The sequence below is a fragment of the Streptomyces sp. NPDC020362 genome (genome assembly GCF_040642095.1).
Classification (GTDB): Bacteria; Actinomycetota; Actinomycetes; order Streptomycetales; family Streptomycetaceae; genus Streptomyces.
This window is the reverse complement of the sequence record NZ_JBFAET010000007.1, coordinates 67,492-83,263: the sequence shown is the minus strand read 5'-3', so window position 1 is coordinate 83,263 and position 15,772 is coordinate 67,492. Positions and strand designations below refer to the sequence as shown.

16 protein-coding genes and 1 pseudogene are annotated in these 15,772 nt (G+C 72.4%); 4 read left to right on the top strand and 13 right to left on the bottom strand.

Going from position 1 to position 15,772, the window contains the following annotated elements:
• Positions 1–5 precede the first annotated feature (5 nt).
• A complete protein-coding gene (locus AB0H32_RS05375; RefSeq protein ID WP_361114566.1) occupies positions 6–506 on the bottom strand; it encodes a YbjN domain-containing protein in 501 nt (166 codons plus the stop codon).
• The gene (gene mshA, locus AB0H32_RS05370; RefSeq protein ID WP_361114563.1) at positions 499–1,836 is read right to left on the bottom strand and encodes a D-inositol-3-phosphate glycosyltransferase; all 1,338 of its coding nucleotides are present in this window, start codon (positions 1,834–1,836) and stop codon (positions 499–501) included. Before mshA ends, AB0H32_RS05375 begins: the two co-directional genes overlap by 8 nt.
• Positions 1,837–2,151: 315 nt before the next feature.
• Between mshA and AB0H32_RS05365 the strand changes: the two genes are divergently transcribed.
• From AB0H32_RS05365 to AB0H32_RS05355, 3 genes are all read left to right on the top strand, one after another.
• Positions 2,152–2,892, top strand: coding sequence for a class I SAM-dependent methyltransferase (locus AB0H32_RS05365; RefSeq protein ID WP_361114560.1), 741 nt, complete (start codon positions 2,152–2,154; stop codon positions 2,890–2,892).
• 278 nt (positions 2,893–3,170) lie between these two features.
• Positions 3,171–4,256 carry an NlpC/P60 family protein gene (locus tag AB0H32_RS05360; RefSeq protein ID WP_361114557.1) on the top strand — a complete coding sequence of 362 codons (1,086 nt, stop codon included), beginning with the start codon at positions 3,171–3,173 and terminating at the stop codon, positions 4,254–4,256.
• A 498-nt stretch (positions 4,257–4,754) separates the two neighbouring features.
• Positions 4,755–6,050: a fused response regulator/phosphatase gene (locus AB0H32_RS05355; RefSeq protein ID WP_361114553.1), complete on the top strand. Its 1,296-nt coding sequence runs from the start codon at positions 4,755–4,757 to the stop codon at positions 6,048–6,050.
• Between the two features lie 21 nt (positions 6,051–6,071).
• On the opposite strand, the gene AB0H32_RS05350 is transcribed toward AB0H32_RS05355, so the two are convergent.
• From AB0H32_RS05350 to AB0H32_RS05330, 5 genes are all read right to left on the bottom strand, one after another.
• Positions 6,072–6,419: a DUF2516 family protein gene (locus AB0H32_RS05350; protein ID WP_361114550.1), complete on the bottom strand. Its 348-nt coding sequence runs from the start codon at positions 6,417–6,419 to the stop codon at positions 6,072–6,074.
• A 106-nt stretch (positions 6,420–6,525) separates the two neighbouring features.
• Positions 6,526–7,119, bottom strand: coding sequence for a hypothetical protein (locus AB0H32_RS05345; protein ID WP_361114547.1), 594 nt, complete (start codon positions 7,117–7,119; stop codon positions 6,526–6,528).
• Positions 7,120–7,204: 85 nt separating this feature from the next.
• Positions 7,205–7,696: a helix-turn-helix transcriptional regulator gene (locus AB0H32_RS05340; protein ID WP_361114544.1), complete on the bottom strand. Its 492-nt coding sequence runs from the start codon at positions 7,694–7,696 to the stop codon at positions 7,205–7,207.
• A gap of 136 nt (positions 7,697–7,832) precedes the next feature.
• Positions 7,833–8,336 (bottom strand): HAD domain-containing protein, encoded by a 504-nt coding sequence (locus AB0H32_RS05335; RefSeq protein ID WP_361114541.1) that lies wholly within the window; start codon positions 8,334–8,336, stop codon positions 7,833–7,835.
• Positions 8,337–8,348: 12 nt separating this feature from the next.
• Entirely contained in the window at positions 8,349–8,984 is a 636-nt protein-coding gene (locus tag AB0H32_RS05330; protein ID WP_361114538.1) for an RraA family protein, read from the bottom strand.
• Between the two features lie 157 nt (positions 8,985–9,141).
• Here AB0H32_RS05330 and AB0H32_RS05325 point away from each other — a divergent pair, with 157 nt between their 5' ends.
• Positions 9,142–10,008 (top strand): nitroreductase family deazaflavin-dependent oxidoreductase, encoded by an 867-nt coding sequence (locus AB0H32_RS05325; RefSeq protein WP_361114535.1) that lies wholly within the window; start codon positions 9,142–9,144, stop codon positions 10,006–10,008.
• A gap of 58 nt (positions 10,009–10,066) precedes the next feature.
• On the opposite strand, the pseudogene AB0H32_RS05320 reads toward AB0H32_RS05325, so the two are convergent.
• The 6 genes and pseudogenes from AB0H32_RS05320 to AB0H32_RS05295 form a co-directional block, all read right to left on the bottom strand.
• Positions 10,067–11,503, bottom strand: a pseudogene (locus AB0H32_RS05320) (AAA family ATPase); the annotation flags it as partial.
• 39 nt (positions 11,504–11,542) lie between these two features.
• A complete protein-coding gene (locus tag AB0H32_RS05315) occupies positions 11,543–12,169 on the bottom strand; it encodes a TetR family transcriptional regulator (protein WP_361114532.1) in 627 nt (208 codons plus the stop codon).
• 9 nt (positions 12,170–12,178) lie between these two features.
• Positions 12,179–13,258, bottom strand: coding sequence for an ATP/GTP-binding protein (locus AB0H32_RS05310; RefSeq protein ID WP_361114529.1), 1,080 nt, complete (start codon positions 13,256–13,258; stop codon positions 12,179–12,181).
• Positions 13,259–13,320: 62 nt separating this feature from the next.
• Positions 13,321–14,004 carry an HAD family hydrolase gene (locus tag AB0H32_RS05305; RefSeq protein ID WP_361114526.1) on the bottom strand — a complete coding sequence of 228 codons (684 nt, stop codon included), beginning with the start codon at positions 14,002–14,004 and terminating at the stop codon, positions 13,321–13,323.
• Positions 14,005–14,191: 187 nt separating this feature from the next.
• A complete protein-coding gene (locus tag AB0H32_RS05300) occupies positions 14,192–14,899 on the bottom strand; it encodes an HAD family hydrolase (RefSeq protein WP_361114523.1) in 708 nt (235 codons plus the stop codon).
• On the bottom strand, positions 14,899–15,747 hold the full coding sequence (locus AB0H32_RS05295) for a GntR family transcriptional regulator (RefSeq protein WP_361114712.1): 849 nt from the start codon (positions 15,745–15,747) through the stop codon (positions 14,899–14,901). Before AB0H32_RS05295 ends, AB0H32_RS05300 begins: the two co-directional genes overlap by 1 nt.
• Positions 15,748–15,772 lie beyond the last annotated feature (25 nt).

The window sequence follows — 15,772 nt, the reverse complement described above, 5'->3', positions numbered from 1 at the left end:
CGGGGTCAGTCGGCCGAGCGCCGCGTCAGATGAGCGAACGCGTCCAGGTTCCGCGTCGTCTCGCCCCGGGACACCCGCCACGCGTACTCCCTGCGGATCGCGGAGGCGAAACCCAGCTCCAGCAGGGTGTTGAAGGCACCGTCGGCCGCCTCCAGGACCTGTCCGAGGAGGCGGTCGATCTCCTCGGCGGTGACGGCGGAGAGGGGCAGGCGGGCGGTGACGTAGACGTCGCCGAGGCGGTCGACGGCGTAACTCACGCCGTACAGCTTGAGGTTGCGCTCCAGCAGCCAGCGGTGGACGCCCGCCTCGTTCTCGTCGGGGTGGCGGACGACGAAGGCGTTGAGGGAGAGGGTGTGGCGGCCGAGGAGGAGACTGACGGTCGTGGAGAGCTTGCGGGTCCCGGGGAGTTTGACGACGTAGTTCCCGGGCTCCGGGCTCTCCCACTCCAGTTCGGCGTCCTTCAGGAAACCCTCGACGACCTGCGCACCCTTGTCCACGTCACCCATGCTGGGAGCGTACGCGACGGCGGTGCGACTGGGTCGCCGCCGTGTACACGTCGGCCGTGGCGGCGGCCGACGTGTCCCAGCCGAAGGACTGCGCGTGCCGGGCGGCGGCCGCGCCCATGCGCGCCGACAGGGACGGCTCGTCGACGAATCGGCGCAGCTCGCGCGCGTAGTCAGCCGGGTTGTGGCCCTCCACGAGGAAGCCGGTGACGCCGTCGCGCACGGCGACCGGAAGGCCGCCGACCGCCGCGGCGAGCACCGGTGTCCCGGCCGCCTGCGCCTCTATGGCGACCAGGCCGAAGGACTCGCTGTAGGAGGGCATGACGAGGACGGACGCGGCCCGGAACCAGTCGGCGAGCTGCTCCTGGCCCACCGGCGGGCGGAACCGTACGACATCGGCGACGCCGAGCCGGGCGGCGAGCTTCTGCAGACCCTCGGGTTTGGCGAGGCCGCTGCCGCTCGGGCCGCCGACGATCGGCACGACGATCCGGGAGCGCAACTCCGGGCGCTCGTCGAGCAGGACCGCCACGGCCCGCAGCAGGACGTCCGGGGCCTTGAGGGGCTGTATGCGGCCCGCGAAGAGCGGGATCAGGGCGTCCTGCGGGAGGCCGAGGCGGGCGCGGGCGGCGGCGCGGCCGTCGGCGGGGCGGAAGCGGTCGAGGTTCACGCCGGGGTGGACCACGGCGACCTTGGAGGGGTCGGCCGCGTAGTGCCGGACGAGTTCGTCGGCCTCCTCGTCGGTGTTGGCGATGAGCCGGTCCGCGGCGGCGACGATCTGCGTCTCGCCGATCACGCGGGCGGCGGGCTCGGGGGTGTCGCCGTCGGCCAGGTTGGCGTTCTTGACCTTGGCCATGGTGTGCATGGCATGCACCAGGGGGACGCCCCAGCGCTGGGCGGCGAGCCAGCCGACGTGGCCGGAGAGCCAGTAGTGGGAGTGGACGAGGTCGTAGTAGCCGGGGCGGTGGCCGGCCCAGGCCTGCATCACGCCGTGCGTGAAGGCGCACAGCTGGGCCGGGAGGTCCTCCTTGGCGAGGCCCTCGTAGGGCCCCGCGTCGACGTGCCGGACGAGGACGCCCGGGGCGAGCTGGACCGTGGGCGCGAGCCCGCCCGCCGTCGCCCGGGTGAAGATCTCGACCTCGATGTTGATCGCGGCCAGGCGCTGGGCCAGCTCCACGATGTAGACGTTCATGCCGCCGGCGTCACCGGTGCCGGGCTGGTGGAGCGGTGAGGTGTGCACGGAGAGCATGGCGACGCGGCGGGGCCTGCGGTGCAGCCTGAGCCGCGAGGGAGCCACCGGAGAGCGTCGCCCGAGCCTGCTGACGTACTGGCTCACGTCGCGTTCCTCCTTGCTGCGGGCATGCCGACCGGAGGACCGTCCGTGCCCTCCACGGTGGTGCAACAGCGGACGGGCACGCCTCCATTTCCCACGCGAGCACCTTTACCAAATCATGACCATCCATCGATCAACCGTTCGATCACTCGTCCGCGGAGGCGCGAGGGGGACCCGGTCCCCCCGGCCCCGCATACCCTCGTAGACATGACAGCCCGCGCGACGCCCCTCCCCCACTCTCGGCTTCGCCCGACCGGGGGGACCCCCGTCGTGGGAACGGTGACGCGCGGGACGACCAACCCCAATCGGCTGCGGCGCATGGACCGCTGGATCGCGGCCGTGCACGGTGCCGAGCTGCGGCGCGCCGGGGACCCGGTGACGGTCGACCTCGGGTACGGGGCGGCACCCTGGACCGCCGTCGAACTGCTCGGCCGGCTGCGCACCGTCGCACCCCGCGCACGAGTGGTCGGTATCGAGATCGAGCCGGAGCGGGTCACGGCGGCACGGCCGTACGAGCGCGACGGCCTCACCTTCCGGCACGGCGGCTTCGAGCTCCCCGTGGCCGGGCGCCCGTTGCTCGTCCGGGCCGCCAACGTGCTGCGGCAGTACGACGAGGACGAGGTCGCCGCCGTGTGGCAGCGGCTGTGCGCGCGCCTCGCCCCGGCGGCGGACGGCTCGCGCGGGGGGCTGCTGGTCGAGGGGACCTGCGACGAGATCGGGCGGCGGCACGTATGGGTGGCGCTCGGGCCGGAGGGCCCGCGGACGGTCACCTTCGCGACCCGGCTGGGCTCCCTGGAACGCCCCTCGGACCTCGCCGAACGGCTGCCCAAGGCGCTGATCCACCGCAATGTCCCCGGCGAGCCGGTGCACGCCTTCCTGCGCGACTTCGACCGCGCCTGGGCCGCCGCCGCGCCCTACGCCTCCTACGGCGCCCGCCAGCGCTGGATCCGCACGGTCCGGGATCTGCGGGCCGACTGGCCGGTGACGGACTCGCCGGCGCGCTGGCGGCAGGGGGAAGTGACCGTGGCGTGGGGGGCGTTGGCGCCGGGCGTCCGCTGAGTCCCCGGGCGCCCGCGCGTCCGGGGACCAGCAGGGCCGGGGTGCGTGCGCCCGAGTCGGCCGAAGGGAACGAAGTCCGGGCGCCGTTCGTCACATCGGCGAGGTGATCGTCGTAGGCGGTGGGGGCTGGTGGGAAGTACGCGAGGGGGGCGGGGAAGCTTACGGAGCGGGCGGGGCGAAAATCCGACTTCCGACGACCTCTGTCACTTTGCGCCTGTCCGTGGCACGATCCCTCGGGCGACCACAAGTTACTGACGGTAAATCAGGTTGGGGGACGTATGGGTACGGGCAAGCGCGGCCTGCTCACGGCTGCCGTGACCGTGGTGTGCGCGGTGACCGTGCTGGCCGCGCCCGGCGCGGCGTTCGCCGCCCCGAAGCCCACGCCGGGTACGAGGGCGACGCCGAGCGCGTCCCCGGCGCCTCCCCCCGGCAAGGACCTCGAAAAGGTCCGCGAGAAGCTCGACCGGCTCTACCACGACGCGGCCGTGGCCACCGACGCCTACAACGCGGCCGAGGAGGCGGCGAAGCAGCAGTCCGCCCGGATCGTCGACCTGGCGAAGAAGATCGTCGAGGGCCAGAAGAGGCTGGACGGCCTCAAGGACCAGGCGGGCGCGGCGGCCCGGGCGCAGTACCGCAACGGCGGACTGCCGCCCACGGCCCAGTTCCTGCTCAGCGACGATCCGGAGCAGTTCATCGACGGGGCCGGGACGGTGCTCAACGGCCAGCGGGCGACCAAGAAGCTGATCACCGAAATGACCCGCACCCAGAAGGACTTGCAGAGCTACGCCGACGACGCCTCGGCCGAGTGGCAGAAGCTGGAGGCGGGCCGCAAGGCCAAGGACACGGCAAAGAAGAGGATCCAGCAGCAGATCGCCGAGGCCGAGCAGCTCGAATCCCGGCTGGAGAAGAAGGAGAAGGAGCGGCTCGCCAAGCTGGAACAGGAGGCCGCCTACAAGGCGCAGACCGCCTGGCTGGACACGGGCGTCCTCAAGGAGATCAACGGCAAGGCCTCCGAGCAGGGCAAGGCGGCGGTCGAGTTCGCCACGGCCCAGCTGGGCAAGCCGTATGTGTGGGGCGCCGAGGGCCCCAGCTCCTACGACTGCTCGGGCCTGACCTCCCAGGCCTGGGCGAAGGCCGGCCACCCCATTCCACGCACCTCGCAGGAACAGTGGAAGCAGCTCAAGCACGTCGACGTCAAGGACATGCGCCCCGGCGACCTCATCATCTACTTCGACGACGCCAGCCACGTCGCGATGTACGTGGGCGACGGCGCGATCATCCACGCCCCGCGACCGGGGCGGACGGTCACGGTCGCGGGCGCGGGCTCGATGCCGATCCTCGGGGTCGTACGGCCGGACGCGTGAGGGCGCATCCTGCGGCAGGAGACGCAGGCGCGTCATGTGCCCGGAGACGTGAGCGCATCCTGTGGGCGAAGGTGTGAGCGCAACCGGTGGGCGGAGGTATGAGCGCGCTGCAAGGCCGGGCACATGGGCTTCGTCAGGGGCCGGACGCGTGAGCCGGGTCATGTGACGGCCCCCACGGACGCCCCGGACACCCCGGACGCCTCCGTGCCCCACCTCCATGGACCCCCTCCATGGACCCTCTCCATGCCCCTGCCGTGTGACCCACCGCACGCTCAACCCCCGCACAAACCGGGGCGATACGTGAGGTTCGTCATCCCCTCTCACCCGGCATCCTGTCCAACTGCGGTACGGATCGCGACATATGACAGGGGCCTGCACCGGAGCGACGCGGCTCACACCATTCCATCGGGGTGGTCTCTACCGCTATGGTCAGCCGGTCGGTGGGTCGAGGTCCCTCGTTCCCACCACGCCCTCGGGGGGAGGGAAGGAACCAACACGATGCCCGTACCCGTACCGCGGCAGAGAGCGATCCCGGCCGTGGAGAGTGGTCAGGCGCAGGCTGCCACCCATGGCGGCCCCCTCAAGGAAGAAGTCCACAGGGGCGCCGCGACCGGCGCCGCGACCGGCGCCACTCTCACCCTGCTGCTGATCGAGGACGATCCGGCCGGTTCGCCGATCGTGCCCGAACTGCTGGACTCCTCCGGCAAGCCCATCCGCGTGCGCACCGCCCGCAACCTCACCGAGGCCGAGCGGCTGCTCACCGACGACGTCCACTGCATCCTGCTGGATCTCGCGCTTCCGGCCCCCGGCAGCACCGGGGACGACGAGCTGGCCGTGCTCAAGCACGTACTGACGCTCGCGCCCCGGCACGCCGTGCTCGCGCTGACCGCCTCCGGCGACGCCGAGCGCGCCGCCGAAGCGGTGCGCGTGGGCGCCCAGGACTACCTTTTCCGGGACGAACTGGACGGCCGCCTGCTCAGCCGGGCCATTCGCTACGCGGTGGAGCGGAAACGCTCCGACACCGCCGAGCGACGCCTCGCGGAGGGTCGGCTGCGCGCCCAGGAGAACCGCCGCCTGGAGCGCGGGCTGCTGCCCACGCCGCTGCTGGAGGGCTCCTCGCTGCGCTTCGCCGCCCGCTACCGCCCCGGCCGATCCCGGGCCCTGCTCGGCGGCGACTTCTACGACGCCGTGCGCACCCCCGACGGCACCGTGCACGCCATGATCGGCGACGTCTGCGGCCACGGCCCGGACGAGGCCGCGCTCGGCGTGGAGCTGCGCATCGCCTGGCGGGCGCTGACGCTGGCGGGGCTGTGCGGGGACGAGCTGCTGGGCACGCTCCAGGAAGTGCTGGAGCACGAGCGCGCCGACGAGGAGATCTTCGCGACGCTGTGCACGGTGGACATCGCCCCGGACGGCCGCCACGCGGGCCTGTGCCTGGCCGGCCATCCGTCCCCGCTGATCGCGCGCCCCGGCCGGGCCGCGAAACTGCTGCCGTACGAAAAGAACGGCCCCGCCCTCGGCCTGCTCCCCGGTGCCCGCTGGCCGCGGATGCAGGTGGAGCTGGGTGCCGAGTGGAGCCTGATGCTCTACACCGACGGCCTGATCGAGGGCCGGGTCGGCACGGGCGGCGAGCGCCTCGGCCAGGACGGCATGGTGGAGCTGATCCGCCGGCAGCTGGCCGAGGGCCTGCGCGGCGAGAACCTGCTGCGGGCCGCGGTGAGCGAGGTCCGCGACCTCAACGGCGGCGAGCTGACGGACGACGTGGCCGTGGTCCTGCTGGACCGCATGCCGTAGGCGCCCCGGGCGCCGGAGGGGTCAGCGGCCGCCGTTGTACGGACCGTACGGGCCGTCGCTGCTGCTTCCGCCGCGGCGGCGGCCCCAGCCGTTGCCGCCGGAGACCTGCTTGAGCGCGGGGCGCACGTCCACGATGTAGACGATGCTCGCGACCACACCGGCGATCGGCAGGATGGACAGGAGCGAGAACAGATAGCTGACCACCAGCGCGATGCCGAGGATGATCAGCCAGAAGACCTTGTTCTGCTTGTCGGCCGCGCGGAAGGCGTCCTCGCGCCGGAACGCGGCATCGAAGAGCCCGAACGCGGCGAGGGCCATCATGACGATCTTCAAGATCCCCATGAACCCCGCGAAGCCCAACATCAGCATGCTGTCCACCGCCCGCTCTCGCCCGATCCGTACGCCGCCACCGTACCCATAGAACGGGCCGGACACCCCAATGGTGCCCGGCCCGTATCCGCCCGGTCGGTCGTGCTCACTTGGCCGGCGGGGTCGTCTTCTTCGCGCCGGTGGCCTTGCGGGGGGCCGGGGTCTTCTTCGCCGCGGGCTTCTTCTCCGCGGGCTCGGCCTTGGCCTCGGCCGGCTTCGGCTCCTCCTTGACGTCGACCGCCTCGGGCTTGCCCTCGACGGCGATGGCCAGCTCCTCGATCTCGTCGGCGGCCTCGCCGCGCCAGGACTTCACGGCCTGCTCGCCGTGCTCGGCGACCTTCTCGTAGGTCTCGCGGGCCTTGACGGCGTACTCGGCGGCGACGCCGACCCCGCGCAGGGCGAGGTCCTGGGCGTTCTCACCGAACTTCTTCAGGTCGACGTCGAGGGTGCCGATGAACTCGTTGACCTTGGTCTGCAGCACCTCCTGCGCCTCCTTGGCCCGGGCGGTGGCCTTCTCCTGCACGGCCTTCGGGTCGGTGTTGCGCACGGCCTCGATCCGGGCCGGGGCCTCGGCGCGCAGCTGCTCGACCAGGGCGGGCACCTTCTTGGCCTGCTGCAGGGCGAGGTCGGCGGTACCGGCGGCGAAGTAGAGCGGAGTCGGGTCGCTGAGGGTCTTGCGCAGGTCGTCGGTGATGGCCATGGTGATGGTCCTCCCGGATTCGCGTTCGGCTGAGGTTGGTGTGGTCCGCGGTGCTGCGGCCGGGGCTGAATTGTCGAGGTCCGGCTTATCCGGCCGTCCGCCGCGGACCGGCATCACTGCCGCCGGCCGTGCGGGTGCCGCGTACGGCGGTGTCGCTCGGGACGTCGGTGTCCCCGGGCCGTTCCTCCGCAGCCGCCTCACCGAGGTCCTCGGCCGGGTCGCCGATCCCGAATCCGTTCTCCTTGCGGAAGGACTCGTAGATCTGGAGCAGCACCTGCTTCTGCCGCTCGTTGAGCGTGGGATCGGCGAGGATGACCGCTCTGGTCTCCACCTCGTCCCGGTCCCGTTCGGCGTCGAGGATGCCGGCGCGGACGTACAGCGTCTCGGCGGAGATGCGCAGCGCCTTGGCGACCTGCTGGAGCACCTCCGCGCTGGGCTTGCGCAGCCCGCGCTCGATCTGGCTCAGGTACGGATTGGACACCCCGGCGGCGTCGGCGAGCTGCCGCAGCGAGAGCTGGGCGTTGCGCCGCTGCTCGCGCAGGTACTCACCGAGATTGCCGACGTTGAGCGATGCCATGCCTCCACCTTGCCCCACCATCGCTAACTATTGCAAGCACCTGCTTGCAATAGTGCGCCACACCACGCGAAGGATTCACCCACCCGCCGCACGACCGGCGTACCGGACTGAGCCCTTCAGTTCCGGTCCGACGGCCCTAGAACCGCACCTGCCGGCCGTACGTCGTCAGCCAGTCCCGGATCGATCCGAAGTCGGCCTCCGTCAGGCCGTAGCGGTGGTCCACGCGATGGAGGAGGGCCGGTTCGGGGTGCTGGACGGCGACCCAGGCGCGGTCGGCCTCGGTCAGTTCGTCGTCGATCCAGACGAAGGGGCGACCGGCCGCCCGGTCGACCAGGGGGCGGGTCTTCCAGTGGAGCAGGTCCGAGGGCTCGTCCTCGTCCGGCCACTGGACGACCGGCAGCGGGGGCAGACCCAGCCAGGGCGCCAGGACCGCGTTGGCGTCGTCCATCCAGGTCGTGGCCCACACCAGCTCGCAGCCCAGCCCCGCGAGGCGCGCCCCGAGGGCCGGGTCGACGCGGTTGAGCAGCGGATGGGCGTCCGCACCCGGCAGCGGGGTGGGGCCGCGGTCGTAGACCGGGCAGGCGCAGTCCGCCGCACCGAACGGGATGAGCGGACCGTCGACGTCGAGGAAGAGCAGCATCACCGACCAGGATCAGCCCTGAAGGCCTCCCTCGGCGAGGATCGCGTCGATCCGGGCCCGGTGCGCCTTCTCCCAGTCGTCCAGGGTTTCGGCCGCCTCCTTGGCCAGCTTGGCCCGGGCGGCCGCGAGGACCTCCTCACGACGGGCGGCCGGCACGGCGACCACGCCCTCCTCGTCGGCCACGACCACGTCCCCGGCCTCGATCCGTACTCCCGCGCAGCGCACCGGCTCATTGAGCGGCCGCACCGCCTTCTTCGCGCCCGGGATCGGGATGACGCCCCGCGCGAAGACCGGGAAGCCCAGCTCGCGGACCTCGGCCAGGTCGCGGATCAGGCCGTCGGCGACAAAGGCCGCGACACCACGCCGCCGGGCCACCGCGCAGACGTTTCCGCCGGCCAGCGCCCAGTCCAGGTCCCCCGACTCCACGACGATCACCGAGCCGGGCTCCGCGCGGTGGATCGCCGCGTGCAGCATCAGGTTGTCGCCGGGCGGGCAGCTCACGGTGAAGGCGGGACCGGCGACGCGCGGCACCGGGGTCCACAGCGGCCGGATGCCGATGTCCATGACCTGCTCGCGGCCGAGCAGGTCGGCGAGGGTGGTCGTGGGGATGTCCTGGAACTCGTCCTGAAACTCGGTGGCATCAGTCATGAGGGGGACGGTAGCGTCACGGCCATGACTGCCGGGTCGGCCATGGGCCGTGAGCGAGTCGGGTACCCGGCCTCTGAGTGAGGTCCGCGCGGGCGAGAAGCCCGCCGCTTTCTCTGCGCACTGAAGCAAGCAATCAGCCGCAGAGAGAGAAGACAGAGTGCCCAACGCGTTCAACCAGAAGATCATCGACGAGTTCCGCGCCCATCAAGGCCGCCTGAGCGGCCCCTTCGAAGGCGCGCGGCTGCTTCTGCTCACCACCACCGGTGCCCGCACCGGCACCCCGCACACCACCCCCGTCGGATATCTCCCCGACGGCGGCGAGCGAGTGCTCGTCATCGCCTCGGCCGGGGGTTCGCCCCGCCACCCCGACTGGTACCGCAACCTCCTCGCCCACCCCGAAGCCACCGTCGAGAGCGGGGTGTTCACCTACCGGGCCCGCGCCGAGGTGCTGGCCGGCGAGGAGCGCGACCGGGCCTTCGCGCGGGCGGTGGAGGCCGACCCGGGCTGGCAGGAGTACCAGGAGAAGACGGGCGGCCGGATCATCCCCGTCGTCGCGCTGTACAACATCGCCCAGGGCGGGCCCGGGGACATCGCCGCGGACTCCCCCGGCGCGGCGATCCGGCTCGTCCACGACATGTTCCGGCGCGAACTCGCCCTGATCCGCAAGGAGATGGCTACGCGCGGCGGCTCCACGCTCGGCGCCCAGCTCCGCGTCAACTGCCTCACCCTCTGCCAGGGCCTCCACAACCACCACACCGGTGAGGACACCGCCCTGTTCCCGTTCCTCGCCGACCGGCATCCGCATCTGGCCCCCGTCCTGGAGCGGCTGCGCGCGGAGCACGGCAGGGTCGCGGACCTCGTGGCGCAGCTGCGGCGCGCGGTGTCCGGCGAGCGCCCCGACCCTGCCGCCGCCCGGGCCGAGGTGGACCGGCTCACGGCCGAGCTGGAGGCCCATCTGGCGTACGAGGAGGAGCAGCTGATACCGGTGCTGGACGCCCGCCGACCCGGCACGGGTAGCGGCTGACCCGGCATGGGCGCCCGCCGACCCGGCACGGGTAGCGGCTGCCCGGCTCGGGCGGCCGTCAGAACGGCAGCGGCCGCCCGTGTACGACGTCCAGCCGGGACACCGCGCGCGTCAGCACCACGTACAAGCGGTGCGCGCCCCGCTCCTCCGCCTCGGCGACGGCAGCCGGTTCGACGGCGACGACGTGGTCGTACTCCAGGCCCTTGACGAGGCTCGCGGGCACCACGGCCACCCGGGCGCCCAGGTCCTCGGGTCCGGCCGCCGGGATGCCGGCCGCGGCGAGCGCGTCCCGCAGCACGGCCACGTCCGTGTCCGCGGCGAGAACCCCGACCGATCCCTCGCGGGCGAGCGCCTCGCGTACGGCCGTCACGGCCGTGCCGGGCACGTCGTCGGTGGGCCGGACCGTCAGCTCGCCGTCCGCGCGCAGCGACCGGGCGGCGGGTACGGCCACGTCCAGCCGGCCCAGCAGCCGGTTGGCCAGCTCGACCACCGCGGCGGGCACCCGGAACCCGGTGGTCAGCGGCACCACGGCCGCGTCCGGCTTGCCGAGGTGGCGCAGCTGGACGTCCCAGCCGCGGGCGGCCCACGGGGTGGTGCCCTGGGCGAGGTCGCCGAGGACGGTCAGCGAACCGAAGACGGCCCGGCGGGCGATCGCCCGGCACTCCATCGGCGAGAGGTCCTGCGCCTCGTCCACGACGATGTGGCCGTACCCCTCGGGGTGCTCGATCAGCCCCGACAGCTCGTCCAGGAGGACGAGGTCGGCGGCCGACCAGCGGGCGGACTTGTACGAGCGCGGCGGGCGGGGCCACAGCAGCGCGGCCTGCTCGCCGGGGTCCAGCAGCCCGTCGGCGGCCCGCGCCAGCGCCTCGCCGTCACCGAGCAGTTCGGCGAGGACCTCCTCGGGCCGGACCTTCGGCCACATGGCGTCGAGCCGGGCGGTCAGCGGCCGCACCCGCTCGATCCGGCGCACCCAGGCGTTCGGCGGCGGCCCGGCCCGCCGTTCGACCTGCTCCAGCAGCCGCCGTACGACCCGGGTGCGCACCCGCTCCCGTCCGATCGCGTACGGCGGCTGCTCGGCTCGGACCTCCTCGACGATGGCGGCCAGCTCCGGCGCCGGGACCCGCCACCGGTAGGAGCCGTCCGGTACGGCGAGATCGGTCACACCCTCGGCGGACACCCGTGCGTACAGCGCCCGGCGCAGCACCTCGGCCATGCGGGCGTCGTGCTTGACGGTGGCCGTGGGGACGGGGTCGGTGCCGGTGACCGGGTGGCGGGCGATCTCGTCCAGGAGGGTGGCCTGGCGGACCCCGGTCTCGCCGAGGCAGGGCAGCACCTCGGCGATGTAGGTGAGGAAGGTGCGGTTCGGGCCGAGGATCAGCAGGCCTGAGCGCTGGATCCGCCTGGGGTGGGTGTAGAGCAGGTAGGCGGCGCGGTGCAGGCCGACGGCGGTCTTGCCGGTGCCCGGGGCGCCCTGGACGCAGACGGAGGCGGCGAGGCCGGCGCGTACCCAGAAAATGTAACCGAGTTAAATATTTTACCGAGTCTCACCTGCTGGGCCTGCGAGCCCCGGCAGCGCCGCCGCCAGCCGCCCGAAGGCACGCTCGGCCGCCGGCACCGCGTCCCCCCGCACCCGGGCCACGGCCTCGCCGGCCGCGATCCGCCGCCAGTTCTCCTGCGCGAGGATCCGCTGGACGGCGATGATCTGCCCCGCGGCCAACCGCGCGTCCAGGCCGCCGCCGAGGGCCTCGGCGAGCGCCTCCTCCGACCGCTCCAGATATCCGTACACCCGCGCCACCAGGGCCGGCGTGCCGTAGAGCAGGGAGTGGAAGGCGAGCACCTGCGGATGGTCGTTCAGCCCGGTGACCGGATCGCACCGCTCCAGTCCGTCGAGGAAGTTCCGGCGCAGCGCGTCCAGCGGGTCGGCCGCCCCGGCGGCCACCCGCGCGGCCTCCGTCTCGTGGTCCGCGATCCGGTGCAGGACCAGGTCCTCCTTGGCCGGGAAGTACCGGAAGAGGGTCGGCTTGGAGATCCCGGCCGCGGCGGCCACCTCCGCGACCGACACGGCGTCGAAGCCCCGCTCCATGAACAGCCGCACGGCGATGTCCGACACGTCCTGGTACATCCGCTGCTTCTTGCGCTCGCGCAGGCCCATCTCTTCCATGGGGGGAGCCTACGCAGTCGGGGGCTGCGGGCTCTGGCTGCTCGTGGTGCCGGAGGCGGGACTGCTCGTGGTGCCGGAGGCGGGACTGCTCGTGGTGCCGGAGGCGGGACTGCTCGTGGTGCCGGAGGCGGGGACGGGGCCGACCGACCAGGCCAGTTCCAAGGGGACGGCACGCTTCCAGTCGTGCTCGTAGCGGCTCCGGCAGTAGCGGATCTTCTCCCGTGCCTGCGGCCCCGCGTCCCGGTGCCAGCGGCTCAGCGGCTCTTCGTGCCCAATGATGTCGAGCAGCAGGTCCGTGCTCCCGTCCGTGCTGTACACGTCCGGCCGCAGCTCGAACTTGTCGTACGTTCCCTCGATCACCTGGTCCTCGTTGAGGAGATACACCTTCTGCCTCGGCGGCAGGGGCAGCACCCGGTACGCGACCGTCAGGGTGCCCTGGCCGCGGTTGCTCATCCGGCCGGCCATCCCCTCCAGGTCCGCCTTGTACTCGCAGATGCGTCCCATCAGGAAGGCACGGAACGCGGGCGCGTCGTAGATCGTGCCATCCGGCCGCACCCGTCCGGGATACCCCATCGGCTGGGTGAAGTCGGGGAGCAGGACCCGGAGGTGGACCGTGCGGTCCGCATCGGGGGAAAGCGCTCCCAGGAGCCTCTTCAGCGGCTGGGAGAAGTTCTCCCCCGTGAAGGCCATGGTGGCCAGCTTGATGTCGTTTCCGCTGCACAGCGCGCGACGGAGCTCCTCCGGGATGTGCTCCGAGTCGATCTGGGCACTGGCTGCAGCCTGCTGTTCGGTGAGGGCTCGGACGGCGGCGGCCAGGTCCCGCGTGGTCTCCCGGTTGCGCTCCTGTTCCTCCCGCTGACGCTCCTGCGCGGAGTTCAGCCGCCGCACCTCGCTGTACAGCGCGAAGCCCACCAGGCTCAGCAGCGCCGCGCTGATGTACACCTTGCCCTGCAGGGCGTCGCCCACCGGTTTGACGAACTGCGCGATCAGGCCGACGACGAAGACGGCCAGCAGCACGATCCTCGTCAGGGCGCCCTCGGCCCGCTCCCAGCCGGCCGACAGCCTGCTCCTCAGCGTGGTTTCCGCCACCAAATCCCCCTTTTGGCAAGCGCCTTGGCGCGGTCACCTCATGGTGCCCGGCGAGGGTCCGGTCAGGAAGGGGAGGCGCCGCCCCCGCGTGGTCCCACGTGCCGGGCCAGCTCCAGCAGGGGGTCGTACGAGCCCAGGACGACCTTCACCCCGGCATCGCGCAGCCGCCCTCGCTTCTCGGTGTTGCGGCCGTACCCGATGAAGCGGACCCCGGCCTGTTCGGCCGCGTCGAAGTCCGCGGGCGTGTCCCCGATCATGACCGCTTCGTCCGGCGGGAGCCCGAGGCCCCGCAGCGCACGGTGCAGGACGTCGGGATGCGGCTTCATCAGGCCGGGGTCGGCACTACGCCCGTGGACGGCCTCGAAGCAGGACCGCAGACCGTGGTCCCGGAGGTAGCGGTCCGCCGCACGGGCGGCGTTGTTCGTGACCACGGCCAGCCGGGACCCGCGGCCGTGCAGCCATGTGATCAGCCGGTCCGCGCCGGGGGTGGGGAGCGCGGACGGTACGGCGGCCAGCTCGAACTCGGTCAGCTTCGCGTCCATGTCCTCGACGAGATCGCCGAGGTCCCGCTCCGCACGGGTGCGGTGGACCTCCCGCAGTACCAGGTACGGATCCTTGTCGGTCCACTCCACCGCCGCGCCGCGGGGGTAGAGCCGGCAGACGGGGCCATCGAAGTCGAACAGGACGCAGCCCGCGTCCGTCAGCCGCTCCCAGGCGTCCTCGACGTCTTGGTGCTCACCGTCCATGCCGTTCCATCCGCTCCTCAGCTCGCCCCCGCACTCCGTACGCCCTGGCCACGGACGGGCCCGGCCGCGCGTGCCCCGCCCAGCCTCGACGGCCGCCGGGCCGTGGGCAAGGCCCGACACGCTCGTCCAGACGTACGGGTGCGTGCGCCCAGGCCGTGCGGTCGCATGAACCTCCCTCCAGGACAGCCTAGTTGGGGCCGGCGGGCGTTCTGAGCGCCGACAGGACGGATTCCAGCGACCGTACGACCACGGGGGCGCCCGCCGCCCGCAGCCGACGCTCCTCGTCCTCACCCCGCGCACAGCCCAGGAACGGCACACCGGCCGCCCGCGCCGCGGCGAGGCCGAGGGGGGAGCCGCCGAGGGCCAGGACGGCGTCCGGTGCGGCTCCCGTGCCGTCGAGGACGCGGTCCAGGTTGTGCGGGTCCGGCTCGAGACCGTGCAGGTGCCGGTCGCGGCCGTACACGTGCCCGGCGAAGCACTCCGTGAGGCCCCGGCCGGCCAGATAGGCGCCGACCGCCTGTGGGGAGTGGTCGGTGGCGATGGCCATGCGGGCGCCGAGGGCCGTCCAGGTGAGGATCAGGGGATCGGCATAGGCGGTCGGCAGCGCCTTGGACACGGCCCGCAGCTCCTCCCCGGTGAGCAGCTCCTCCAGCTCGGCGAGCAGCTCGGTGTCCGGGTTCCCGCGGTGCACGGCACGCACCACCGCCTGCGGGTCGTACGTCTCCCGTTCGGCGTCGGTCAGCAGGCCGGAAAGGCCCCGCTGCTCCAGCCGTGCCACCAGTTCGGCGGCCACCCGTCGCGCGGTGCGCCCGGCGAACAGGCGGCAGACCGGCCCGTCGAAGTCCCATACGACGACACGGGCCCGTGCGATCAGTTCGGTCAGCTCAGAGGTCACTAGGAGAGTGTCAGGTCCGCGGTGATGGTTTCCCAGAGGGCGTCGAACCACTTCTGGGACTGCTCCACGAACGCGGCGTCCCGCGGCCCGGTCCGCCGTTCGAAGGAGAACAGGAGGGATTCGCTGCCCAGGGTGTCGTACATCTCCAGCGTTCCGCTGTCCGTCCGCTCCTCGCGGTGCGTGATCACGTAGTAGGCCAGCAGCGCCTCGGAACCGTTGAGCAGATACAGCTTCACCGGCGGGGTGAACGGCAGCGCCCGGAAGGCGACCTGCACGTCGATGTCGTGCGTGAAGCGCAGGGCGCGGAGGTTGTGCCGCAGGACCTGGCCCTGGGCGTTGCGCATCGCGAGCCAGCGCTGGTGCACGTCGTCATCGCCCCGGCCGTCCACCGAGACCGGGAAGGCGAGGTTGATCTCCCTCGACGGCAGCATGATGCGGATGTCCACCGACTCGGGGCGCAAACGGCCCTCATGGATGAGACGGAGCGGCTCGCTCAGCGCCAGCATCAGGGACTCGGCGGTCAGGCAGGCCGCGTCGATACGGACCCTGGAGGCCGAGAACGCCTCGGTCAGCCGGGGCGCGAGGCCCACCATCGTCGGCCGGGGTTCGCCGTGGGCGGGAGCCGGCCCGGCGATGCGCGGCGGGCTGCCCTTGGTGATGTCTCTGAGCAGACCGTCGACCGCGAGTGCACTGAGGGCCTGGCGTACGGCACCGCGCTCCACGCCGAACTCCTCGGCCAGCTCCGCCTGGGTGGGAAGGCGGTCTCCGGGCTTGAGATCCCCCCTCCGGATCCGCTCTCGCAGGACGTCGGCGATCTCCTGAGGCGTGGCCCTTCTGCTGCCGTTCACGTACATGTCTTCCTCCGTCGGCAGA